The organism is Bergeyella anatis, from assembly GCF_036016955.1.
In the GTDB taxonomy this organism is placed as follows: Bacteria; Bacteroidota; Bacteroidia; order Flavobacteriales; family Weeksellaceae; genus JAYWXI01.
Genome location: NZ_JAYWXI010000004.1, coordinates 49254 through 73651, shown reverse-complemented (window position 1 = coordinate 73651; position 24398 = coordinate 49254). Strand labels below are relative to the sequence as shown.

At 43.9% G+C, this 24398-nt stretch carries 24 protein-coding genes; 20 read left to right on the top strand and 4 right to left on the bottom strand.

The features are described from left to right. Positions 1–83 precede the first annotated feature (83 nt). Together VQ048_RS04085 and VQ048_RS04080 are read right to left on the bottom strand one after the other, a co-directional pair. Entirely contained in the window at positions 84–1289 is a 1206-nt protein-coding gene (locus VQ048_RS04085) for a metallophosphoesterase (RefSeq protein ID WP_327610413.1), read from the bottom strand. 92 nt (positions 1290–1381) lie between these two features. Beyond that, the gene (locus tag VQ048_RS04080) at positions 1382–2449 is read right to left on the bottom strand and encodes a 3-oxoacyl-ACP synthase III family protein (protein ID WP_327610412.1); all 1068 of its coding nucleotides are present in this window, start codon (positions 2447–2449) and stop codon (positions 1382–1384) included. Between the two features lie 118 nt (positions 2450–2567). Here VQ048_RS04080 and VQ048_RS04075 point away from each other — a divergent pair, with 118 nt between their 5' ends. The 6 genes from VQ048_RS04075 (at position 2568) to rny (ending at position 7218) form a co-directional block, all read left to right on the top strand. Then, the gene (locus tag VQ048_RS04075) at positions 2568–3137 is read left to right on the top strand and encodes a hypothetical protein (protein ID WP_327610411.1); all 570 of its coding nucleotides are present in this window, start codon (positions 2568–2570) and stop codon (positions 3135–3137) included. 1 nt (position 3138) lies between these two features. Beyond that, the gene (gene ubiE / locus VQ048_RS04070) at positions 3139–3861 is read left to right on the top strand and encodes a bifunctional demethylmenaquinone methyltransferase/2-methoxy-6-polyprenyl-1,4-benzoquinol methylase UbiE (RefSeq protein ID WP_327610559.1); all 723 of its coding nucleotides are present in this window, start codon (positions 3139–3141) and stop codon (positions 3859–3861) included. Between the two features lie 9 nt (positions 3862–3870). Next, on the top strand, positions 3871–4662 hold the full coding sequence (gene porT / locus VQ048_RS04065; protein ID WP_442872810.1) for a type IX secretion/gliding motility protein PorT/SprT: 792 nt from the start codon (positions 3871–3873) through the stop codon (positions 4660–4662). A 146-nt stretch (positions 4663–4808) separates the two neighbouring features. After that, a complete protein-coding gene (locus VQ048_RS04060) occupies positions 4809–5111 on the top strand; it encodes a hypothetical protein (protein ID WP_327610410.1) in 303 nt (100 codons plus the stop codon). After that, the gene (locus VQ048_RS04055) at positions 5111–5398 is read left to right on the top strand and encodes a cell division protein ZapA (RefSeq protein WP_327610409.1); all 288 of its coding nucleotides are present in this window, start codon (positions 5111–5113) and stop codon (positions 5396–5398) included. The genes VQ048_RS04060 and VQ048_RS04055 overlap by 1 nt, the downstream gene beginning before the upstream one ends. A gap of 248 nt (positions 5399–5646) precedes the next feature. Beyond that, a complete protein-coding gene (gene rny / locus VQ048_RS04050) occupies positions 5647–7218 on the top strand; it encodes a ribonuclease Y (RefSeq protein WP_327610408.1) in 1572 nt (523 codons plus the stop codon). A gap of 133 nt (positions 7219–7351) precedes the next feature. Here rny and VQ048_RS04045 read toward each other — a convergent pair whose 3' ends face one another. After that, the gene (locus VQ048_RS04045) at positions 7352–8977 is read right to left on the bottom strand and encodes an ABC-F family ATP-binding cassette domain-containing protein (protein ID WP_327610407.1); all 1626 of its coding nucleotides are present in this window, start codon (positions 8975–8977) and stop codon (positions 7352–7354) included. 155 nt (positions 8978–9132) lie between these two features. Here VQ048_RS04045 and smpB point away from each other — a divergent pair, with 155 nt between their 5' ends. The 7 genes from smpB (at position 9133) to VQ048_RS04010 (ending at position 16120) form a co-directional block, all read left to right on the top strand. Continuing rightward, complete coding sequence (smpB, locus tag VQ048_RS04040; RefSeq protein WP_327610406.1) at positions 9133–9591, top strand: SsrA-binding protein SmpB; 459 nt, start codon at positions 9133–9135, stop codon at positions 9589–9591. Between the two features lie 78 nt (positions 9592–9669). Beyond that, positions 9670–11094 carry an OmpA family protein gene (locus tag VQ048_RS04035; protein ID WP_327610405.1) on the top strand — a complete coding sequence of 475 codons (1425 nt, stop codon included), beginning with the start codon at positions 9670–9672 and terminating at the stop codon, positions 11092–11094. Between the two features lie 179 nt (positions 11095–11273). Next, a complete protein-coding gene (locus tag VQ048_RS04030) occupies positions 11274–11744 on the top strand; it encodes a Fur family transcriptional regulator (protein ID WP_327610404.1) in 471 nt (156 codons plus the stop codon). Then, the gene (locus tag VQ048_RS04025) at positions 11744–13483 is read left to right on the top strand and encodes an OstA-like protein (RefSeq protein ID WP_327610403.1); all 1740 of its coding nucleotides are present in this window, start codon (positions 11744–11746) and stop codon (positions 13481–13483) included. The genes VQ048_RS04030 and VQ048_RS04025 overlap by 1 nt, the downstream gene beginning before the upstream one ends. Positions 13484–13554: 71 nt before the next feature. After that, entirely contained in the window at positions 13555–14730 is a 1176-nt protein-coding gene (locus VQ048_RS04020; protein WP_327610402.1) for an aspartate aminotransferase family protein, read from the top strand. 94 nt (positions 14731–14824) lie between these two features. Beyond that, complete coding sequence (locus VQ048_RS04015) at positions 14825–15211, top strand: START-like domain-containing protein (protein WP_327610401.1); 387 nt, start codon at positions 14825–14827, stop codon at positions 15209–15211. A 90-nt stretch (positions 15212–15301) separates the two neighbouring features. Beyond that, a complete protein-coding gene (locus tag VQ048_RS04010) occupies positions 15302–16120 on the top strand; it encodes an aminotransferase class IV (protein WP_327610400.1) in 819 nt (272 codons plus the stop codon). Between the two features lie 78 nt (positions 16121–16198). Here the strand turns inward: VQ048_RS04010 and recA are convergent, their stop codons facing one another. Then, a complete protein-coding gene (gene recA, locus VQ048_RS04005) occupies positions 16199–17200 on the bottom strand; it encodes a recombinase RecA (protein ID WP_327610399.1) in 1002 nt (333 codons plus the stop codon). A gap of 253 nt (positions 17201–17453) precedes the next feature. Between recA and VQ048_RS04000 the strand changes: the two genes are divergently transcribed. The 7 genes from VQ048_RS04000 to VQ048_RS03970 all read left to right on the top strand — a co-directional run bounded on the left by VQ048_RS04000 (position 17454) and on the right by VQ048_RS03970 (position 24334). Continuing rightward, entirely contained in the window at positions 17454–17786 is a 333-nt protein-coding gene (locus tag VQ048_RS04000; RefSeq protein ID WP_327610398.1) for a hypothetical protein, read from the top strand. 88 nt (positions 17787–17874) lie between these two features. Continuing rightward, on the top strand, positions 17875–18354 hold the full coding sequence (locus VQ048_RS03995; protein WP_327610397.1) for an Lrp/AsnC family transcriptional regulator: 480 nt from the start codon (positions 17875–17877) through the stop codon (positions 18352–18354). 267 nt (positions 18355–18621) lie between these two features. After that, the gene (rplM, locus tag VQ048_RS03990; RefSeq protein ID WP_327610396.1) at positions 18622–19077 is read left to right on the top strand and encodes a 50S ribosomal protein L13; all 456 of its coding nucleotides are present in this window, start codon (positions 18622–18624) and stop codon (positions 19075–19077) included. Between the two features lie 5 nt (positions 19078–19082). Beyond that, positions 19083–19469 (top strand): 30S ribosomal protein S9, encoded by a 387-nt coding sequence (rpsI, locus tag VQ048_RS03985; RefSeq protein ID WP_327610395.1) that lies wholly within the window; start codon positions 19083–19085, stop codon positions 19467–19469. Positions 19470–19666: 197 nt separating this feature from the next. After that, positions 19667–20422 (top strand): 30S ribosomal protein S2, encoded by a 756-nt coding sequence (rpsB, locus tag VQ048_RS03980; protein ID WP_327610394.1) that lies wholly within the window; start codon positions 19667–19669, stop codon positions 20420–20422. A gap of 161 nt (positions 20423–20583) precedes the next feature. After that, complete coding sequence (locus VQ048_RS03975; RefSeq protein WP_327610393.1) at positions 20584–22995, top strand: TonB-dependent receptor; 2412 nt, start codon at positions 20584–20586, stop codon at positions 22993–22995. Between the two features lie 13 nt (positions 22996–23008). Then, positions 23009–24334 carry a DUF4374 domain-containing protein gene (locus VQ048_RS03970; RefSeq protein ID WP_327610392.1) on the top strand — a complete coding sequence of 442 codons (1326 nt, stop codon included), beginning with the start codon at positions 23009–23011 and terminating at the stop codon, positions 24332–24334. Positions 24335–24398: the final 64 nt, after the last annotated feature.

Here is a 24398-nt window from a genome sequence, read left to right as displayed (position 1 = left end):
GCTTTTTGTTTGATTAAACGGTTAATGGGAGTAAAGCGGGAACTAAATAAGATTTTGAGTTTATTTTATTTTTGAAAGAGCATTCATTCCAATTCAAAAAGGGTGATTTCGGGAGAGATGCCAACTCTTCCGGGGTAGGCGAGTACACCGAAACCGCGGTTAACGTAGAGGTATCGCCCGTTGCTTTCGTAGAGATCGGCCCATTTTTTATAGCGGTATTGGACGGGAGACCATCGGACGTTTTTTAAATCCAAACCGAACTGCATACCATGAGTGTGTCCGGATAGTGTTAAGGCGATGTTGGCGGGATGGTTTTTTACGATCTCGTCGAAATGGGTTGGGTCATGGCTCATTAGGATTTTCACGGTGTTTTTGGGGAGGCCTTTGGCGGCTTTGTCCAGATCTCCGTATTGGGGGAAGGGAGGAATCCCCCAGTTTTCTACACCTAAAATGTGAAGGGGCTGGCCCTTTTTTTCGATGGTATAGTGTTCGTTTCTCAGCATTTGGAAGCCGGCTTCTTTTTGGTATTGGATTAGGCGGCTTAGGTTTAGGCTTTCTTCTGCTTTACTGGGCCAGGAAACGTAGTGGCCGTAATCGTGATTGCCCAGTACGGAGAATTTTCCGTCTTTCGCTCGGATTGAGGCGAATAGGGATTTGAAGGGGAGGAATTCGTCGGCGGTGTTATTGACCATGTCGCCGGTGAAAAGCACGAGGTCGGGGTTTTGAAGGTTGATGGCTTCGATGGCGTGTTTTAATTTTTCGGGGTGAGCAAAACTTCCGCTGTGGACGTCCGAAATTTGGATGATTTTATAGCCTTTGAAAGCTACGGGTAATCCTTTGATTTTTAGTTTTACTTTTCTTACTTTATGACGGTACTTTCCAAAAACCACCCCATCGAGAAAGAGCAGGGAGAGAGTGCCGGCGAGTCCTAATCCCATTAGACTGAGGAATTTTCTTCTTTCGGGCAGGGTGGCGGATGGCGCTTGGCCGGCTTTGGCGATGCCGTATTGGCTCCACCGCAGAAGATCGTCGATGAAGAGGACTATACTGGCCAAAAGTTTGGGGAGCAGGAATGCCAAAAAGAGGGTGGTGATCCACTGTATTCGGGAATGGTCCTTTTCGCTTGCCATCAGAAAGATATTGTAGATCAGTGTGGCATAAACGAGGAGGTTAAAAACGATGTAGGCGTAACGGATTAAGGGGGTTGTGGTTGCATTTTTTACGGCTTGGTAAACGTAAAATTCGAGGAGAAAGATAAAGCCGATTAGAATAAAAAAATAATGTTTCATAAAGAAGGAGCGTTAAAAAAATAAAAGGCAACACTTTCTTTCAAAAGGGATGCCTTTTAGGAGGGAAAAGCCATCGTATTTTTCGATGACGGTTATGGTCGTTTGTAGACGATGGCATTAATGTTCATTCCTGCGCCTACGGATGCGAAGACGATATAGCCTTTGTCTTGGAAGTGGTGGCCTTCCATTTTTCCTTTGATGATAAGGTCGTACATGGTGGGTACGGTGGCTACGGATGAATTTCCGAACCGTTGAATGGTCATTGGAGAGACGGCTTCATCGTAGCGGCTGATGCCATAGAGTTTGAATAATCTGGAAATGATGGCATGATCCATCTTGGCGTTGGCTTGGTGAAGCAGGATTTTATCGACTTGTTCGATGCCGATTCCTGCGGCCTCGATGGTTTCTTTTATTGCGCTTGGCACGTGCTTTAATGCGAATTCGTAGATTTTTCTTCCCCGCATACGGATGTATTTTTTGCTTTGATCGGCATCGGGGTTAAGGGTTGGGGCGTTTTCTAAATAGTTGAGTTCTTCTCCGTTAAAGCAGAGGGTGTTGTGGGAGAGGATGCCCGAGTCGGCATTATCGGAAGCGGTAACCACCACGGCTCCTGCTCCGTCGGCAAAAATCATTTTATTTCGGTCGTAGGGGTCGGTGGCGCGGCTTAGAGTTTCGGAACCGACCACCAAGATGGTTTTGGCTTTTCCGGATTTGATTAGGGTGTCGGCCAAGATCATTCCTTCCACCCAGCCGGGGCATCCGAAAATCATGTCGTAGTTAATGCATTTCGGATTGGCGATACCCAATTTGTTTTTGATGATGGCCGATAGCGAAGGCATAAAGCTCTGTTGGCCGTTTTGGTCAATGTCACCGAAATTGGTGGCACTAATGATATAATCGATGGCTTCTTTATCGATGCCGGAGTCTTCCAAGGCGCGCTGGGCAGCAATGGCGCCGATGTCTGAATTTTTCAGGTGGGCATCCACGTAGCGGCGTTCTTCGATTTCGGTGATTTCGATGAACTTTTGGATGACTTCTTCGTTGGGTTTGTCGATTCGTTGGCCGTTGTCGTCAAAGAACTCTGAGTTTTGAAAATGAGAGCCGTCGATTACATTTTCGGGGATGTAGCTTCCCGAACCGATAATGATAGTATTGGGCATAAGGCTTTTGTTTCTAATGTTTTTCTCCGTGAAATAAACCACAAATTTAAGAATTAAAATGAAACCAATCACGAAAGCAAAATATATTGCGTAAATTTGCGGGAGTTTTTTATTTCTTATGAAGAAAAATCCTTCGCTTTTTGGTTTTGTCGTTGCCATGGCGGCTTTTGCGGCGGCTTTTGGGGTTTACTTTTTGTTTTTGAGTAAGCCGAATTACTATTTGGTGGATAATCCCACGGGGCAGACGTATTATTTTCGTGTGAACAACGGGGACGAAAAGATTCTTTCGGCGGGGCAGTTCCTTAAGGTGGATCTTCCTCGGGGGAAGAACGAAATTAAGGTTTACGACGAGAATAAAAAATTGGTTTACGATTCCAGTTTTACCGTCAATAAGGTTCGGGGGTTGGTTAATATCACGCATTCGGATTATTACATTCACCGTCAGTACTATGGCTACGGGGTTAAAAAAGACTCGTTGATAGAGGCGCTTCCTCGGACGGAGATCGACGGTAAGGTTTATTACGGTGGAGCCAAAAAGTTCAACGGTCTTTACACGGACGATTTTTATTATAATATTGACGAGGACTATGATCGGGTGGTGAAAAACATTGATAAGGTAGAGTCCCGGGTGAAGATATTTAGAAAGCAGGATTTTCTCAATTACTATAACGATTATTATAAATTTTAATATTTTGAAAGAGGTAACGCCATACAATACGCAGGAGAGCAAGAAAGCACAAGTCGAGGATATGTTCGATAATATTGCTCCGAAATACGATTTGCTTAACCATACTTTGTCGATGAAAATTGACGTGCTTTGGCGCGATAAGTTGGTAAAGTGGCTTAAGAAGGATAGGCCGAAAGAGGTTTTGGACGTAGCGACAGGGACGGGCGATTTGGCGATTGCGGTGCATCGGGGGACTTCGGCGCGGGTGTTTGGTTTAGATCTTTCCCAGCAGATGCTCAATGTCGGAATCGAGAAAATAGAGAAGGCGGGCTTGGCATCTGGTATTTCGATGCAGAAGGGGGATGCGGAAAATCTTCCTTTTGAGGACAATAAATTCGATGCGGTTACCGTTGCTTTTGGAGTGAGGAATTTCGAAAATCTTACCAAAGGCCTTTCGGAACTCCGAAGAGTGGTGAAAGAAGGAAGCAGTGTTTACATTTTAGAATTCTCCAAGGTGGAGGGTATTTTGGCTCCGTTTTATATGTTTTATTTTCGGAATATTTTACCGATGATCGGGCGTATGGTGTCAAAGGATGATCGGGCATACAGCTATCTTCCGGATTCGGTTAATGCTTTTCCTTACGGCGAAAAGATGAAGGGGATTTTAACGGAAGTGGGCTTTAAGGCCGTGGAATACAAAAAGTTGAGCTTAGGGATTGCCACAATTTATAAAGCAACAAAATAAACCTGTACCATGAGTAGAATGGGATTTAAGTTTTTTTTAATGATTGCCGTGCTGGCTGGTCTTTCGGTTTGTGCGCAGACTCAGTTTTTCCGTACGAAAGATCGTATGGACCGTTTGGAGGGGTTTGACGAGCGCAAATTCAGCTATGGATTTTATTTGTCGGGGCATCATTACGATTATAAAATTGTTCTGGATCCGGTTTACGGGATGAACGGAAAGCAAAATCTCGTTCAGCAGAAGGGGAGTGCGGGATTTGGTGCGGGATTAATCGGGCGTATGAGGATTAATGATGATTTCGATTTGCGCCTGGAGCCGGGGTTGCAGTTTGTTCAGCGGGATCTTACGTTTAATACGCAGGTTAACGATCGTTTTTCGGCTGGAACTACGCTTTATGAGCCTTTTACTCCTATTGTCATGACCGAGGCGGATCAGCATAGGACCATTAAGTCCACCTATATTGATGTGCCTTTGTTGCTGGAATTGCATGGGAATCGTTGGTATAATTCTCGGCCTTATGTGGCCTCGGGGGTGAATTATATGGTGAATCTCCAATCCAATCAAGGGGCGACGGATGATAACCGCATTGGGATTTACCGCTCTACGACGCATAATTTTGGATGGAGTGTGGAAGCGGGGATTCAGTTTTATTTCAGTCGTTTTAAGTTGACGCCGGCTTTTAGGGGGACTTTTGTAACCAATAACGAGATTGTTCGGGATAACCAAGGGACGCCTCCTTATTGGACGGCGGCGATGGCTACGGCTCAATCGAGGGCGTTTTTGTTTGTATTGAAATTTGAATAAAATTTTTTAGCACCGGATGGTGATTGGGGGGAGAAAAAAGGTTTTTCTCCCTTTTTCCGTTTGTGGAGGGAAATTAAACGGATAAATCCTTTTTTTAATGCTAAATTTTTATAATTTTGCATATAGTTAGAATTTAAAGGCCTGAAATGCTCGGAACTCTTGAGGAAAATTTTTCGCAGTTGGAACATCGTATTCGGATGTTGAAGAAGGATTACCAAAATTTGCGTCGGGATTATGCGGTGTTGAGTCAGGATTATGAGATGATGAAGAAGCGGTACGATGCGGAGCGAAAAAAAAATCAGGAATTGGAAGAAAAGCAAAGAGATATAAAACTTCAGTCGGCAATATCGGGGAATCCGGAGCACAATCGTTTGATGAAAAACCATATCAATCGTTTGATTAAGGAGGTGGATTTGTGTATTGCCCAGCTTCAAAATAAAGGGTTCTAATGGAAGTAAGACGAATCACCATCAATATTGCGGGGCGGGTTTATCCGCTGAATGTTCCTGCGGCCGAGGAGGAGACTTTGCGCCGTGTGGGGAAGCAGATTGAGGGGATGATTAAGGATTTCGAAGCTAGTTTTGATGTGCGTGATAAGCAGGATGCTTTGGCGATGTGCGCACTGAAACTCGGTACCAATGCGGAAGTTTTTCAGTTGAATAACGAAAGAAATATAAAATCGTCCAATGAGCGGGTGCTTGCACTGAGCCGTCTTTTGGAGGATTCGGAGAAGTAGATTTTCTTTTCCTTTTTACCGGCTGCCTACAATAGTTCTAACACATTACAGGTAAACTCAACGCTAAAAAAATGCCGGACGAAAGTCGATGGAATGGCGTGCCGTCTTGCGCGGATTACAAACCATGGGAATTAGTCCAAATCGTGTTGATTAGGAGTTTACTCTATATCGCTGAACTATTGTAGGTTTTTTTGTGTTTAAGGGTAAACAAAACGAGATTTGAAAATTAAAATTAAAACAATAGATATATGACAACAACTGCAATTATTATCGGCATTGTTGGCTTGGTGTTAGGTGGGATAATCGGAATGTTGCTTTCCAAAAGTTCACTAAATACCAAGGCGAAATTCATTCTTGATGATGCGAAGAAAAATGCCGATAACCTTATAGAGAAGGCAACGGTTCAGGCGGAGAACGTCCGCAAAGAAAAACAACTTCAGGCGAAGGAGAAGTTTTTGGAGTTAAAGGCCCAGCACGACAATGATATTCAGGCTCGTGAAAAGAAAATGCAGGAGGTGGAGAAGCGGATTAAGGACAAAGAGAGCAAACTGAACGACGAGTTGAGCAAAACCGGAAAACTGGAAAAGGATCTTGATCGTCAGATTGCCGATTATTCCAAAAAGACTGAAGTATTGGATAGAAAGCAGCAGGAGCTGGATGCTATTACTGCACAGAAGGTCGAGATACTGGAGAAGATTTCCAATTATTCGGCGGATGAAGCCCGAGCGGAACTAATGGAAGCGATGAAAGCCGAAGCCAAAACAAGAGCACAAGCTCACGTTCAGGCGATTATGGAAGAGGCTCAGATGAATGCGAAAAACGAGGCGCGTAAGATTGTTATTCAGACGATTCAGCGGATCGGGACGGAGCAGGCGATTGAGAACTCGGTTTCGGTGTTTAATATCGAATCGGATGAAATCAAAGGGCGCATTATTGGGCGTGAAGGGCGTAATATTCGTGCATTGGAAGCGGCGACGGGCGTGGAGATTATCGTGGATGATACTCCGGAGGCTATTTTGTTGTCTTGCTTTGATCCGGTTCGTCGGGAGATAGCCCGTTTGTCGTTGCATCGTTTGGTTACGGACGGAAGGATTCATCCGGCAAGAATTGAAGAAGTGGTGGAAAAAACCCGTAAACAAATCGAAGAGGAAATTATTGAGGTGGGTAAACGGACCATTATTGATTTGGGAATTCATGGATTGCATCCGGAGTTGGTGAAAATTGTGGGAAGAATGAAGTACCGTTCTTCTTACGGGCAGAATTTGCTTCAGCACTCCCGAGAGGTGGCCAATATAGCGGCGACGATGGCGGCGGAGCTTGGTTTGAATGTGAAGTTGGCGAAGCGTGCAGGGCTTTTGCACGATATAGGGAAAGTGCCGGAGCAGGAAAGCGAACTTCCGCACGCTCTTTTGGGGATGCAATGGGCTGAAAAATACGGTGAAAATCCGGAAGTGGTCAATGCAATCGGTGCCCACCACGACGAGATTGAGATGAAATCGCTTCTTTCTCCGATTATTCAGGTGGCGGATGGTATTTCGGGAGCAAGACCGGGCGCTCGGCGTCAGGTGCTGGAGTCTTATATCCAGCGGTTGAAAGATTTGGAAGCGGCGGCTCTTAGCTTTGACGGGGTTTCCAGCGCTTATGCGATTCAGGCAGGACGTGAACTCCGCGTGATGGTGGAAAGCAGTAAAGTGAACGATGAGCAATCGGCGCAACTTTCCTATGATATTTCGGAGAAAATTCAAAATGAATTAACGTATCCGGGGCAAGTGAAAATTACGGTAATCCGCGAGACCCGAACCGTTAATATTGCGAGATAGTATTTTAACAAAATAAAAATTAAAAGCCCTTTGAAAATCTCAAAGGGCTTTTTTCAGGTCAATAAAAAAGAAGGGAAAAATAAAAGGCTGCGGAAAATAGCAGCCTTTTATTGGGTTTCAATTTTAGGAAAGGTTAAGAATACATTTGCTCTTGTAGTTCTTTTACCTTTTTGTCTTCAAGGTATTCGTCGTAGGTCATTTCCCGGTCGATAACTCCTTTCGGTGTAAGTTCGATGATCCGGTTACATACGGTTTGAAGCATTTCGTGGTCGTGTGAAGCCAGTAGAATATTTCCTTTGAAGTTGGATAAAGAGTTATTCAAGGTGGTGATACTCTCCAAATCCAGGTGGTTGGTCGGTTCGTCCAAAAGCAGAACGTTGGCTTTTTGCAACATCATGCGGCTGAACATGCAACGCATTTTTTCTCCTCCGGAAAGGACGGTACAGGATTTAAGGGCTTCGTCACCGGAGAAAAGCATTCTTCCGAGGAAGCCTCTCATGAATTCCTCGTGTCTTTCCTCGTCGTTTTTGGTGAATTGTCTTAACCAGTCAACCAGATTTAGGTTTTTGTCTTGGAAGAAGTTGGTGTTGTCCAGCGGCATATAGGATTGGTTCGTTGTCACGCCCCAGGCGAATTCGCCTTTGTCTGCTGGCGTATTGCCGCTGATGATTTGGAAGAACTCGGTAATGGCAAGTGAGTTTCGCGATAGGATGGCAACTTTATCTCCTTTTTTCAATTTAAAATCCACGTTGGAAAAAAGCAGTTCGCCGTCTTTGGTTTTCTCCAAATCCTTTACTTCCAAAATTTGATCTCCGGCTTCTCTTTCCATTTCGAAAATGATAGCGGGGTATCGTCTGGAGGTGGGTTTAATGTCCTCAATGTTCAGTTTGTCGAGCATTTTCTTTCTCGCTGTAGCCTGCTTGGCTTTCGCTACGTTGGAAGAGAAACGAGCGATGAACTCCTGAAGTTCTTTTTTCTTTTCCTCGGCTTTTTTATTGGCTTGGGCTCTTTGTCTGGTGGCCAGTTGGGAAGCTTGATACCAGAACGAGTAGTTTCCGGTGTAAAGGTTAAGCTTGGAGTAGTCCAAATCTCCGATATGGGTGCATACGGCATCGAGGAAGTGACGGTCGTGGGATACAACAATCACTGTGTTTTCGTAGTCGGCGAGGAAGTCTTCCAACCAAGAGATGGTGGCGATGTCCAAGTCGTTGGTAGGCTCGTCCAAAATCAAGACGTCAGGATTACCGAAAAGCGCTTGAGCTAAAAGGACTTTTACTTTGTCTTTGTTTTCGAGTTCGGACATGAGTGTGTAGTGCATATCTTCTTTTATGCCTACGTTGGACAGCATGGTTTGAGCGTCGGATTCGGCATTCCAACCTCCCATTTCGTCGTAAATAACGCCTAGTTCGCCGGCTTTTATTCCGTCTTCGTCGGAAAAATCGGGTTTAGCGTATAGGGCGTCCATTTCTTCTTTTATCTCGAAGAGTTTTTTATTTCCTCTCAGTACGGTTTCCAGTACGGTGTATTGGTCGTAGGCAAAGTGGTCCTGCTCCAATACGGACATTCTTTTCCCGGGTTCCAAGGAAACATTACCAGTGGTGGGTTCTTGTTTGCCGGTTAGTATTTTTAGGAATGTGGATTTTCCGGCCCCGTTGGCTCCGATAATTCCGTAGCAATTCCCTTTGGTAAACATGATGTTGACTTCGTCGAAAAGCACCCTTTTACCAAACTGTAATGATAAGTTAGAGACTGTTAACATATACTTTTGTAAATTTGCGGCAAAAATACGAAAAGTTATCCTTATAGTCTAGGCTTTTGTTCCTTGGAGGGAGGAGGCGTTGGGGTTTTGGAATTTATTGCTTGAATTTTATAAATCTCCGTTTGGAGAATAGTCGTAAATTTGTACACGAAATAATGAAAATAGAAAAAACCGTTAATATTCAGAACAAGCGGGCTCGTTTTGAGTACGAGTTGCTGGAGCAGTTGGAGGCCGGTATTGTGTTGACGGGGACGGAGATTAAATCTCTTCGCTCGGGAAAGGCCTCGATTACGGAAAGTTTTTGTCAGTTTATAGAAGGGGAGTTGTATGTGATTAACATGTCGATTGACGAGTATAAGCTTGGGACGTTTTATAATCATAAAACCAAGCGTGAGCGGAAGCTGCTTCTCCATAAACGCGAGTTGAATAAACTGGCACGAAAGTTAAAGGATGCGGGGCATACGATCGTTCCGCTCAAGTTATACATCAACGATCGAGGGTTGGCCAAACTCCTTATTGCACTGGCTAGGGGTAAAAAATTGCATGATAAAAGAGAGGCGATAAAAGAGCGTGAGAGCAAGCGGGACCTCGCCCGAGTGATGAAGAAAAATTGAAAAAACTCGCTGAAAACTTTGTTTGTAAGGAAAATTTATATTTATTTTGCATAATCAATTATTTAATCATTTAATTCTATGAAAAATCTAAAATTAGGAATTTCAGCATTGGCACTTACGGTTGCCTCTACTGTTTTTGCTCAGACAACCAGCAATCCGTGGTTAATCGGAGTTGGAGCTCACGGGGTAAATCACGTGGCCGCTGGTGGTGGTGCAGGTGATGTCCTTGAGACAGCCTTTACAGGTAAGCAATTGTACAATATCAATAACTTCACCATTACGCCACCTCTTTCAAAATTGACCGTAGCAAGAAACCTTAGCAAAGGTTTTGTATTGGATTGGCAAACTTCCGTAGGGAATGTGGATAACAAGAGAATTGGTATGGATAAAGAATTCATGCTAATGACAGGTCTTGGTCTTCAGTTCAAGATTGCTGGTCTTCTTTTCTCTAACGAAGATTCTTGGTTTGATCCTTATGTAAGAGTAGGGGCTAACTACTTGAGACACGATTACACTGGGGTGTCTTTCCCTTTAACTGACGTTAACGGAAACACTTACTTAGGGTACAGCGAAAATAAACCATACACTCAGAGAAGATCAGATCACTTTGCTCTTTCAACAGGTTTGGGTACAAACTTCTGGTTGACTCAGAACTTCGGTTTGGGAATCCAAGGAGACTATGTATCTACCCCTGTAGATAAGTCAGGATTGGCTAACTTCTGGCAAGCGTCTGCTTCATTGATGTTCAGATTTGGACAAAAAGATAGAGATAAAGATGGTATCCTAGATAAGGATGATCTTTGTCCAGATGAGCCAGGATTGCCTGAATTCCAAGGATGTCCTGATACGGATGGTGATGGTGTTCCAGATAAGGATGACGCTTGTCCTACAGAAGCTGGACCGGTAGAAAATAACGGATGCCCTTGGCCAGATACTGATGGCGATGGTATCAATGATAAAGATGATGCTTGTCCTACAGTAGCTGGACCGGTAGAAAATAACGGATGCCCTTGGCCAGATACTGATGGCGACGGTATCTATGACAAAGATGATGCTTGTCCTACAGTTCCAGGTCTTGCAAAATACAACGGATGTCCTAAGCCTGACGCTGATGTAGCAACAGAAACGACTACTGCGTTGAAAGACATCTTGTTCGACTTCGATAGAGCTACGTTGAGAGCAGAGTCTAATTCTAAATTGGATCAAGCGGCTTCTATCATCAAAGAATCTAGAACAGGACGTTTCTTGGTAGTAGGTCACACGGATAAGAAAGGTTCAGCTTCTTACAACTTGAAACTTTCTCAAAGAAGAGCTGCTGCTGTAGTAGAGGCTTTGGAAGCAAGAGGAGTAAACCCTGCTCAACTTAAGTCTAAAGGTGTAGGTTCCGCAGAAGCTACCGTTCCTGCTAACGCTTCTAACGCAGCTAGACAAGCGGATAGAAAAGTAGTAGTTACTCCTGTAGATGAGGCTTCTTGGAGCGCAATCTCTAAAAGAGACTACTAAGAATTAACAAAAGACTCGATCTAATTCCGATTTTTCGGGTTTGGGTTTGAGTTAAACAATAAGCCAAAGTGAAAGTTCACTTTGGCTTTTTTATTTTGTGGAGGGCTTGCTTGCTCTTTGGTTTGGATCGGAGGGGTTAATTCATTTTATTTTAATAAATTTGCCTCCAAATTGCTTTGATGAACGCGAAAGAGGATAAAACACACGATATCATAAAGGAAGTCTTACGAAAGTATTTGCAGGATAAAGGGTTCCGTAATACGCCGGAACGCTATACCATATTGGAAGAAATTTACAATATGGATCAGCACTTTAATGTGGACGATCTTTACCTGCTAATGATGCAGAAGAAATACCATGTTTCCAAGGCTACGATTTACAACACGATTGAGATTTTCTTGGATGCGGGACTGATCCGCAAGCATCAATTTGGAGAGAAAACGCTTAGTTCTTCCTCTTACGAAAAATCTTATTTTGATAAGCAGCACGACCACTTGGTGATTTATAAAAAGGAGGGAGATAAGGAAATTGAAGAAATTATCGAATTTTGTGATCCTAGGATTCAGGGGATTAAACAGTCGATAGAAGAGGCGTTCGGCGTGACGATTGATTCTCATTCCTTGTATTTTTACGGAACCAGAAAAGATTGATGAAATCCTTTTTTGCCTTTTTAATTCTTTTGTGTTTTGTTGGATGGGCAGGAGCTCAAATCACCACTCAACCGAAAGAGCCTCTTTCAAAGGATGCTTTTTTCGGAAGACCTTCGCTTTCATCTCCTCCTTCCGAGAAGGTTCAGTTGGTGCATTCGGATTTTTTCGGGGTGGATCGGAATAAGCATGAGGGGAACCCTCATTTTACGGGCAATGTTCGTTTTTCTCATCAGGGATCGGTACTCACAGCAGATGAGGTGATTTTGTATAGGGAGGAAAACTTCATCAAAGCGATTGGTCACGTCCGACTTCAGAATGCAGACGGGTCTGTGATTACGGCAGACGAGATGGAGTACGACGGTAATACGGAACGGGGGATTGCCAGGAAGAACGTGGTGCTTACGGATCCGCGTCAGACGATTAAAACGCAGACGCTTTATTACGACCGACGCTCGAATAAGGCTTACTTCAACAGCGGGGGAACGATTTCCAGTGACAATAATGTGATGTATACCAATGCGGCGACGTACGATATTTCCACTAAGATCATTGATTTTGCGGGAAACGTGAAGATCGACAATCCGGAGTATACGGTGGAGGGAACCAATATCAAGCAGAACCAATGGACTAATACGGCAGAGTTTTTCGGAGCCACTAGGATTATCAATAAAGTAAATCCCGGAAACTATGTTTATACGGAACAAGGACGCTACGAGATGAATCGCAAGGAGGTTTTTTTGAATAAAAACTCTAGGATTCATTATAACGGAAAAATTTTGACGGGGGATAAGATGTACTATAATCAGTTGACGGGTTTTGGGCGAGCGGAGGGCCATGTAAGGTTGGATGATCCTAAAGAAAGACGGTACATTATCGGCGGATACGGCGAAATATTCGAGAAAAAAGATTCGGCGATGCTTCGGGATCGCCCTTATGCGGTTAAAATTTTCGAGAAAGATTCTTTGTATTTCTCGGCGCAGAAAATTTTGGCTTATCAGAAGGCGGACTCTCTGGGCGTGAAGAAGGGTTTTCTTCGGGCTTTTCGCAAGGGACGTTTGTATAAATCCAATGCGCAGGCTCGGGCGGATTCGATTAGTTTTAACGAAACGGACGGTATTTTGCACTTGGATGGGGCACCGATTCTTTGGAGCGGGGCCAAGCAGGTTACGGGTGATCGGATTGAAGCCTATTTTGATACAGAAAATGAAGGGATAGATTCGCTTCGCGTGATAGGCAATGCTTTTGCGATTAGTAAGGCGGATTCGCTCAATGTGAAGGACGAGTTTAATCAGGTGAAGGGGCGTTTGATGACGGTTTATTATGAGGATAACGAAATTAAGAGCGCTCAGGCGTTGGGGAATGCTCAGGCGATTACTTATGCCGAATCGGAGGATGAAAAAACGCGGGAACTTCAGCGGGTTGGTGTGGCGCTTTCGACTTGCGGTACGATAGAGGCTGCTTTTGAGGATCGTCGGGTTCAGGTGGTGTCGTGCAATATTGGTGCAGACGTTAAGGTGTATCCGATGTCTAAGATAGCTAAAGAGAACCGCTTTTTTAAAGATTTTAATTGGAACGAAAAAGATCGACCTAAGGTTTGGCGGGATATTTTCTTGGATAGCCCCGAGTATGAGGAAACGGTTTACGAATCGGATAATTTACTTTACGAGCAGGCGCAGAAAAAAGTGGAGGAGGAACGGGCTAAAAACCGCCCTAAAACACCGATTAGGGTTCGTAAATAGTGCCTGCCGTTTTAGTGGCTTTTTGCACTCGAAAAGGAGGGGTAGATTTTTTTCATTAAAAAAATAAAATAATGCAACACGATTTTTTTAAATATCAGGCACAGACTACGCCTTTTGCTTCTGGTTTTGAGGTGGAGAAAGCAGAGGGGGCTTATATTTACGGTAAGGACGGAAAACGTTATCTTGATTTTGTAGCGGGGGTTTCGGCCAATACTTTGGGGCATTCGCATCCTAAAGTGGTGGAGGCAATCAAGCAACAGGCGGAAAAATACCTCCATGTGATGGTTTACGGGGAGTACGCTTTGGAGAAACCGGTGGCGTTGTGTCGTCTTTTGGCGGAGGCTACCCCGGATCCGTTGGAGGTGACTTATTTGGTGAATTCCGGAGCGGAGGCCATTGACGGGGCGTTAAAATTGGCGAAGCGTTATACGGGGCGGGAACAAATTATTTCCATGAAATGGTCTTACCACGGGAATACGCACGGGGCTTTATCGGTATCGGGCAATGAGTTGCACAAGCGGGAGTTTCGGCCTTTGTTGCCCATGGTGGATTTTATCGAATTCGATTGCGAGGCAGAACTGGAAAAAATAACCAATCGCACGGCTTGCGTTATTGCCGAAACCATTCAGGGGGCGGCGGGATTTTTGCTTCCCTCGCCCGATTATTTTAAGAAATTGAAAGCGCGTTGCGAAGCCGTGGGGGCATTGCTCATTTTGGATGAGATTCAGCCGGGGTTTGGCCGTACGGGCAAACTGTTTGCTTTCGAGCATTACGGTATTGTTCCGGATATTTTGGTGATGGGGAAAGGCATGGGCGGAGGAGTTCCGGTAGGGGCATTTATGAGCTCGGCCGAGATTATGAAAACCTTGGCTCATTCGCCGAAATTGGGTCATATCACTACGTTTGGCGGTAATCCTTTGATTGCGGCGGCGGGGTATGCGACGCTAAGAGAGGTTCTTGATTCGGGGCTTATGGACGAGGTGGAGAAAAAAGAACGTTTGTTCCGGGAGTTATTGGTTCATCCCAAAATCAAATCCATTAACGGACGCGGTTTGATGCTGGCTGTGGAGTTGAGTTCTGCGGAGGAAACGTTAGCCGTGGCGGGGCGATGCATGGCTAAAGGGCTTATTGTCTTTTGGCAGTTGTACCGTAACCAGTATATGCGGATTTCGCCGCCGCTTAACTTGACGGAAGAACAGATACGGGAAGGTTGCGGGATTATTTTGGAAGCCTTGGAGGAGCTGTGATAAAAAACATGTAAAAACTCCTTTAAATAGTGTTTGTTTTAAAAAATTAATTTATATATTGCGCCGTTGTAATTAAATTAAAAGATAAATTTATATGGCGAAGCGTAAAGTGCAATATGAGTTTCCTATGCATTGCCTTTCTGAGATTTTGTATGAATATTTGGCAAGTGCGGAGGGATTGGCAGAGTGGTTTGCGGATGAAGTGGTGGAAAAGGGTGATGATTTCTATTTCAGTTGGGGAGGAGGGCCTTCGGAGAAAGCCACGCTGATACGCTATAAACCCGAGAGTTTTGTTCGTTTTCGTTGGGAGGAAGACGAAGGGACGAAGAGTTTTTTTGAAATGACGATTGTCATTGACGAGATTACGGAGGATCTTTCGCTCAATATTACGGATTTTTGCCATCCTGGTGATGAGGAAGAAAACAGACTTTACTGGGAAAATCTTATCGAGAATTTACAGATTAAACTGGGAGCAGCGTAAGCGTTTTTTTCTAAAAATAAAATTGATGAACGAGTTTTCGTTCATTATTTTTTTATCAGAATCAAATTTTAACTTTTTTGGATCAAGAATATGACTAATAACTATACGTTTGCATCGGAAGCGGTTGAACCGATTAACCGTGCTTTTCTTTTTGGTGATGCCGTAAGCGTAACGTTTTATGTTCGGGCGGGGCAGCTGATTATGGCTGAAGAGTGCTATTTTTATCTGATGGCTTCCATGCGTAAGATGCGCATGAATATTCCGTTGTCTTATACGTTGGAGTTTTTTCAATCGCTCTTTTCGGAGAAAGTTTTGGCGGAGGGGGTAAAGAATGCCTTTATCCATTTGGTGGTTTATCGTAATGCGGACGGAAGAGTTTTGCAAAAAGCGGGAGTTTCCTTTTGGGCAGAGGTAGAAGAAGTGGAGGATGTGCTGATGATTCAGGGGAATAATGAGATGGATATGATTAAGGAAATCAGTGTGAATACTCATTTGCTCAGCGGAATTAGGGGGCATTGTCCGGTGTCTATTTATGCTTCTATTTATGCTCGGGAGAATGATTTGGACGATGTGATTCTCCTTAATCCTTCCAAGCGGATTGCGCGTTCTGTATTTGGAAACCTTTTATTTTTGGAGGGAGCAGTGATAAAAGTACCGAAACAATCGGAAGGAGCTTATGTTTCGCCTCTGATGGAAAATTTTGTCACTTTTGTTCACCGTAAAGGGCTGGCGGCGATTGAGCAGGTGGAATTGAATGCTTTTGAAAGTCAGAAAGCGGAAGAGATTTTGATGATTTCGGATTATAAAGGGCTTTTTACGGTGGGTAAAATTCGCAATAAGACTTTTCCTTTGGTTCGCTTTACCGAAATGGTGGCGCAGTGGAAGGCTTCTTTTGAAAATGCTTTGTAAAAAGTAAATTTGGATCGAAAATAAAAAAGGTGTCGGATCAGCCGGCACCTTTTTTATTTTTTGGAAGGTTAAGAGAACTTAATCTTTTTTCATTTCTTCCTTTATTCTGTTTTCTAACTCTTCGGAGAGTTCGGGGTTGTCGCGTAGGACGTCTTTTACGGCGTCTCTTCCTTGCCCCAGTTTAGTGTCTTCGTAGCTGAACCATGAGCCGCTTTTTTTCACAATGCCCATGTCAACGGCTGTATCCAGGATTTCGCCCACTTTGGAAACCCCTTCGCCGTACATGATATCGAATTCGGCTTGTTTGAATGGTGGAGCTACTTTGTTTTTTACAATTTTTACTTTCACTCGGCTTCCTACGGCCTCGTCGCCTTGTTTTATCGGTGCGCTGGCCTTTCGGATGTCTACTCTTACCGAAGCGTAAAACTTTAAAGCGTTTCCACCGGTAGTGGTTTCCGGATTTCCGAACATGACCCCGATTTTTTCTCTCAGCTGGTTAATGAAGATTACGGTACATTTGGTTCTGGAGATGGTGGCGGTAAGTTTTCTTAGGGCTTGAGACATTAGTCTGGCGTGGAGCCCCATTTTGGAGTCGCCCATTTCACCTTCGATTTCGGCTTTCGGGGTTAGTGCGGCCACGGAGTCAATCACCACGATGTCGATGGCTCCCGAGCGGATAAGGTTATCGGCAATTTCGAGAGCTTGTTCTCCGTTGTCGGGCTGGGAGATGATGAGGTCTTCCAGGTTGATTCCTAGTTTGGCGGCGTAATGCCTGTCGAAAGCGTGTTCCGCATCGATGAAGGCTGCGATACCTCCTTGTTTTTGTGCTTCGGCAATGGCATGGAGGGTAAGGGTGGTTTTACCTGAGGATTCGGGGCCGTAGATTTCGATGATCCGTCCTTTGGGGTAACCGCCTACACCGAGGGCGATGTCCAGTCCCAAGGATCCGGAAGGGATCACTTCGATGGATGTGTCCACGGCGTCATCGCCAAGAGTCATTACGGTTCCTTTACCATAGGTTTTGTCCAGCTTTTCCAGTACTAAAGCCAGTGCTTTTTTCTTATCTTCTGTTGTGCTCATTTTTAGGATGAAATATTTTTAACAAAATTAAGGAATTATATGGCATAGTCTTGTTTTATTTGGATTAATTTGATTTTTTTAGCGGGATTTTAGGGGTAAGGAGTTGCTTTTTATGGTTTTGCATTGCTTTTTTGATGATGAGATGGAGGGTAGAAAGGTTATTTTGAGGATATTGAGAAGCGGGAGGAGGTTGCGGGATAATTTTTTTTTAGTTTTGGAAGAAAGTTTATCTTTGTTGCAAACGGAAAAAGAAATGTTTAGGAGTTTTGTGTATCTTTTGGTGGGGACGTTGGGGAGCTATTTTCTTAATGCTTATGTTTTGGGCAGCAGGGGATTTGGGGTGGATTGGTATTATGGTTTTGCTTTTGGTTTGGGCTGGGCGCTGGCTTATTTTGTGGATCGACCGGAATGGCCATTGGTTAAAAAGATGGGGCTTTCTTTGATTGGAGTGGGGGTGTTGCTGGGACTTGGGTTTGCTTTTTTTGATTTTGAAATTGCAGTTCCTTCGGTGATTAAATTTTCGACGGTGTTTGTGGCCTATTATTTGCTGGCCAGTTTTCGACAGAGTAAATCGCTTCGGAAATAGAAGGGGCAATAAGGTATTTTGATGGCGCAAAATAAATAGTGTAGATTTGTAGGGTAAACAAGAGTATATTTTTTTAACTGAAAAAAGAATGAAAATAGATAAAGTAGATCAGAAAATTTTACAAGCCTTGGTTAAGGATAGCTCCCAAAGCATCAAGGAAATTGCGACCAAAGTAAATTTGTCGGTTTCCCCGGTTCATGATCGAATTCGCAAAATGATGTCCTCGGGGATTATTGAAGGCTATTCAGCGAGGATAAACCCTGAGATGATGGGGTTTGGTTTGTTGGTGTATATCCAGGTTCGGTTTGTCAGACATCAAGAGCAGCTTTTTGAAGAATTTGTCCGCGAAATTTCCCGGTTGCATGAGGTTCAGGAAGCGGTGTTCACGGCGGGAGAGTACGATGCTTTGCTAAAAGTTTATCTAAAGGATATGGAGGATTATCAACACTTTGTTTTACAGCGTTTATCAAAGATGGAATTTATTTCGAATGTGAAATCCAGCTTTGCTATGCGGACGATAGCGTCGCCCGGAGTTATACTCAATGCTGAACGGTTAGGGGTTCTGTAAATGAGAGGGGAAAATCATAACGAAAAAGCAGGCTTCGAGTGAAACGAGCCTGCTTTTTTTTGTTTTATGAATGCATTTGTGTTTTGTATAGAGGGCTTATCAAGAGTTGTGCCAAGAATGATCAAAAAAATAAAAAATCGAAGATAAGTCTTGAAAATGTATGAGATATACTGAAAATTCAGTGAAAATTTTTCCTATCCAAAAAAAAGTTATACCTTTGCACACCCGTAAAAGGGAAAATTATGTTTAATCGTTAACTAAAAAAGTGTGAATACATTAAGTTACAAAACCGTTTCGGCTAATAAGGCTACCGCTAATAAAGAATGGGTTGTGGTAGACGCCGAAGGACAACCATTGGGAAGATTGGCTTCCGCGGTTGCTAAGATTTTGAGAGGTAAGCACAAAACGAACTTTACACCGCACGTAGATTGTGGGGATAACGTTATCGTTTTGAATGCAGGAAAGATTACTCTTTCAGGGAACAAGTGGGCTGACAAGACTTACATTTGGCATACGGGGTATCCTGGAGGTCAGAAGTCTCAGACTGCTGAGGAGCTTTTGAAAAAGGATCCATTGAAAGTTTTGGAAAAATCCGTTAAAGGGATGCTTCCTAAAAACAGATTGGGAGCCGCTATTCTTAAGAATCTGTACCTTTACGAAGGAACAGAGCACAAGCACGAAGCTCAGCAGCCAAAGTCTATTAATATTAACGAATTTAAATAATTAATATGTCTACAGTTCATAAAATTGGAAGAAGAAAAACTTCTGTAGCAAGGGTTTACGTTAAGCCGGGTACCGGAAACATTACGGTTAACGGGAAAGAGGCTAAAGACTATTTTTCTACGGATGTTTTGGTCTATAAGGTAAATCAACCAATGGTTCTTACGGAAACGGCGGAGCAGTATGATGTTACCGTTAATGTTTTCGGCGGTGGTAATACCGGACAGGCTGAGGCCATCAGACTTGGGATTTCTAGAGCGCTTTGCGAAATCAACGCAGAGTTCAGAGCTATTCTTAAGCCTGCAGGTCTTTTGACCAGAGACGCCAGAATGGTGGAAAGAAAGAAACCGGGACAGAAGAAAGCGAGAAAGAGATTCCAGTTCTCTAAACGTTAATTCGTCGTGGTGGTTTTTGTCTTTGTGTGCAGAAATCACGATTAAAATTATTAATCGGCTTATAGAGGTTGGGGATTTATTCGCCGGCCGATTGGCCAAACTTAATGCCCGTTTAGTTTAGCACCCAAACTTATCTCCCATCTAAAGGTAAGTTGATTGCGAAAGAGCGGAATGTAAACTAAAAACAAAAAAGAGACATGGCAAGAGCAAATGTTAAAGACCTTTTAGAGGCAGGCGTACACTTTGGTCACATGACCAGAAAGTGGAACCCGAATATGGCTCCATACATTTTTATGGAGAAAAATGGTATTCACATCATCGATTTACATAAAACAGCGGTTAAGTTGGATGAAGCGTGCAACGCTTTGGAAAAATTAACTTCTGCAGGGAAGAAAGTTCTTTTCGTTGCAACGAAAAAGCAAGCGAAAGAGGTGGTAGCAAAACACGCTCAGGAACTTAATATGCCCTACATCACCGAAAGATGGCCAGGCGGTATGTTGACTAACTTTGTCACAATCCGTAAGGCGGTTAAGAAGATGAACGCTATCGACAAAATGAAAAAAGACGGTACGTTCGAGACTCTTTCCAAAAAGGAGAGACTTCAGGTGGATCGTCAAAGAGCCAACCTAGAGAAGAACTTGGGATCTATTGCGGACATGGTTAGACTTCCGTCGGCTGTATTCGTAGTGGATATTTTAAGAGAGCACATTGCGGTTACGGAGGCTAAGAAGCTAGGTATCCCTGTATTCGCTATTGTGGATACGAACTCTGACCCTAGAAAGGTAGATTTCGTTATTCCTGGGAATGATGATGCTTCCAAGTCTGTGGATATGATTCTTAGCGTTGTTTCTGAAGCGATTAAAGAAGGACAATCTCAGAGAAAAGCGGATAAAGAAAAATCGAAAGAAGGCGAAAAAGCAACAGCTGAGGCTGATGCGGACTTCGAAGCTTAATTCGGACGTATTTTCTTTACAAATACAATTGAAAGCACCTTATTATTAAGGTGCTTTTTTTATATCGAGGCTATTGCAAGTTTTTGAGGCAAATAATTTTATTTCTATTATTTGTAATTATTCTAAATAAAAATTATATTTGCAAAAAAAACAAAAACATCATGAAAGCTTCTCTTTGGATTCTCTTTTTGTTTTGTGCGGTATTTGTTCGAGCCCAGTTTTTTATTTTGGGAGAAGTTCGGGATGAGGATGGTCGCGGAATTCCTTTGGCGGAGATTACGGCATTGGATGACGAAGGGGGAGTTTTGAGAGGGAAAACGGATTCTCATGGGAAATACCGATTGGGGGCTTTGGCTTCCGGGCGTTATACTTTAAACGTGCGTAAGCAGCAACAACGGCAGTCGTATACGGTCACGTTGGGGCAAGGGAACTTGGTGTTTCATCCGGTTTTGAAGGAATGGAAAGGTCAAATAATTGAGTCGGTGAATCTAACCCGGTTAAGGTCGGTGAAATCCCAAAAGGAAAAAGAAGGGTTCGCGGTTAATGTCATCGAGACGGAAAAAGCTTCTTTATACAATGTGCAGACCAACGACCTTTTGGACCGTACGGTGGGGATCAAACTGAGGCAGAATGGCGGTTTGGGCTCTCGGGTGGATTATAATCTTAACGGGATGTCGGGGCATTCTGTTCGGGTGTTGGTGGATGGGCTGCCTGTTTCGACTTATGGTTCTTCGTTTAGTCTTAATAGTCTTCCTCCTTCGCTCATCGAAAGAATTGAAGTTTACAAAGGGGTGATTCCGGCGCATTTGTCGGACGACGCCCTTGGTGGAGTGATTAATGTGGTTTTGAAGGAAGATTCCATAAATACTTTTAATGCTTCGTTTTCTTATGGATCGTTCCATACGTTTCAGGCTAATCTTTTTGGGTTGTATCGGGAAAATAGCGGTTTAACGGTTAAGGTTTCGGGGTTTTTCAATCAATCGGAGAATGACTATAAAATATGGGGCGATAAAGTTTATAATATTTTGCCTAACGGGCGTTTGGAGCAGACTACGGCGAGACGTTTTAATGATGCTTATTATTCTTATGGAGGACGAGTGGAGTTGGGGTATACCCGCGTCAAATGGGCCGATCTTTTTAGCTTGTCTTACAATGCGTCCGATGATTATAAGGAAATTCAGCACGGCCAGTTCATGACCCGACCTTACAAGGGACGCTTTACGGAGTCTCAGTCTCGTGCTTTGGGGGTGGATTACCATAAACGGAATTTTTTGTTCAAGGGAATGGAGGTTAAGTTTAATGGGGTTTATGGAGATAGTAAAACGATTGTTAATGATACGGTTCGTTGGAACTATAATTGGAATGGGGAGTTGGCATTGGGGTTGGACGGGCGTCCTATACGTACGCCGAATGGGGCACAGCAAGGACGGCCTACGGTAGAACATAATCTCAGGAAAACCTATACTTCTCGTGTTTCACTGGGGCAGCGTTTGGGGGAGAATCACTTGCTTACGCTTAACCATTTGTATTATGCTTTGGATCGGGATGATTACGATGAACTTAGGACGGTTTTGGAGAATACTTATGTTAAACCCAGAGATCTTTCCAAACAGATATGGGCATTAAGCTATGAGCTTCGGGCGTTGAAACAAAAGTTAAAGACCAACGCGTTCGGTAAGTATTACCGTCAGCGGATTGTTAAGACCGATCCTGTGGTGGTGGCAGAAGGTGGCAGCAATCGGGTGACTTTGGTTCGTGATGAAGGGGTGTTTTCGACTTACGGTTATGGTTTGGCGTCGTCTTTTCTTTTGGCGGATGGGGTGGTTCTTTTGGGATCGGCGGAGAGGGCAGTGAGGTTGCCCAATGACAGCGAGATATTCGGTAATGCGGGGGATAACCTTACGAGTAATTTTCATTTGAAGCCGGAGATTAGTAAAAACTTTAATCTTGGAGTCAAATGGGGGCCTTACCGTATTGGGGCGCATTCGATTTCGGTTTCGGGGGGCGGTTTTTTGCGTGATACGCAGGATAAGATTGTGGTGAGAATCAATGACCGGATCAATGATGCGATTCAGACCAATCCTTTGGAAAATTTGGGGCGAACGCAGTCTAAGGGTTTCGAGGCGGAGTTGGGGTATCGTTTTAAAAGAAGTTTGGCTGTTTTGTTCAATGTTTCGAGGTTTAACACGCTTTACAAACTGAAATACGACCAACATGGGAGGGTGTTGGATTATTACAACCGTCAAATTCCCAACGAACCTTTTTTGACGGCAAATGCGAATGTTCAATATGGGCTGCGGGATTTTTTGTCGAAAGGAGGCGAGATGCACTTCAATTATAATTTTTCCTACACGAAGGCTTTTGAGAATACTTGGCAAAGAGGGTCTACTTTTACTCCCGATCAATTGATTCACGACTTTGGGGTGAGTTATGCTTTTCCGAGCCGCCGTTTTGTGGCGAGTTTTGATGTGAGAAATCTTCTTAATGCTCAGGCTTTTGACAATTATGCCGTACAGAAACCCGGAAGGGCTTTTTATCTTAAACTGAATTATACCATTAATAAATTTAACTAAAAACCTTTTAAAAATGAAAAGACGTTTTTTTAAACTGCTGGTTTTATCGGCAGCAGTATCTTTAGTGCCTGGTTTAACGAGCTGCAGTAGCGAGAATGATTCTCCTGTGGTTGAGCCGGTATTGGCCGAGACGCGTACGATTACGGTGGCGGGAGCATTGATGCAAACTAATCCCGGAGATGGAAACGGAGGGACGATGGTGTACTCTGTTTCGTTGGAAGAAGCGAAAAATCCGGATTTTTCCATTAATGTTTATGACGATGGTGTGAGGGTTTTATCAAACAGAACGGCGCGGTTGCAATCGTCTGAAGACGGAAAAACCTTGTTTAATATTGCTTATACGGGCGATAATGGAGGGACGTTTATGAAGTATGCGGTTGGTGGAAAAAACAACTTTACCCAAACCGGGGCTACGGTTAATATTTCCCAATATGCGGGGACCTCTCCTCGGTGGAATAAGCTCTTCGATAACGACCGTACGGGGGTTGCGGTTAACGTAACGACGCCTGTTGTTAAGCAAGATGCGTCCAATCAATACCTTTATACTAGAGGCTTGGCCACGGTGCTTGCGTTGGATTTGGTGGATCCCCAAATTACACGCTATAAACAATATGAAATTCCGTTGAGTGAAGCGGAGGAAAAGCAAGGGCATCATATTTTTCGTTTGGATGCATCGGTGCTGAACAAGGCTGGCAACAAGCTGATTATTGGAACGTGGATGAGAAAAACCAACCCTGCAACGGGAGCAAACGAAAGTGGTTTTGTTCGGTTGGGGAGCAAATCGGTGGTGGTCGATTACCCGTCTTTGGAAAATCCTAAGGTGATTACTTCGACGGTTGATAATGGAGATACCAGTGGTTATCGGAGTTTTAATGCTTTCTTAGGAACGGACGGGACAATTTACCAGGCTACGCAGCGGGGGACGAACGGGGCGCATATTCTTCGGATTAATCAAAACAATGATTATGATAACAGCTATGTTTTCAGTTTGGATGCGGCATTGGGGGTGACGGGCTCTTATGTGGATGCTTGGCGTTATGTGGGCGATGGGATTGCTTATGTGGCTTATACTCATTCGGGGGCGAATGGTCAGGGCTTTTTGGCTCGGGTGGATCTTAAGGCGAGGACGGCTTCAAGAGTGGAGGGGCTTCCTTACGAAGCATCACTTTCTTTCGGGCAGTACCAAGGTTTTGTTGTGGTGGGGGATGAGCTTTATGTGGCGGTAACACCTACGGGAAAGGATGGCCGTTTGTATATTCTTAATCGAAAGACCGGAGCGGTTACCCAAGGTGCCAAACTGGTGAATAAAGCGGGGAATCATTATATCGGGGTGTTCTGATTTGGATGGGATGAAAAGAAGCGCCGCCTCCTTTACGGAGGCGGCGCTTCTTGTTTAGCGGTTT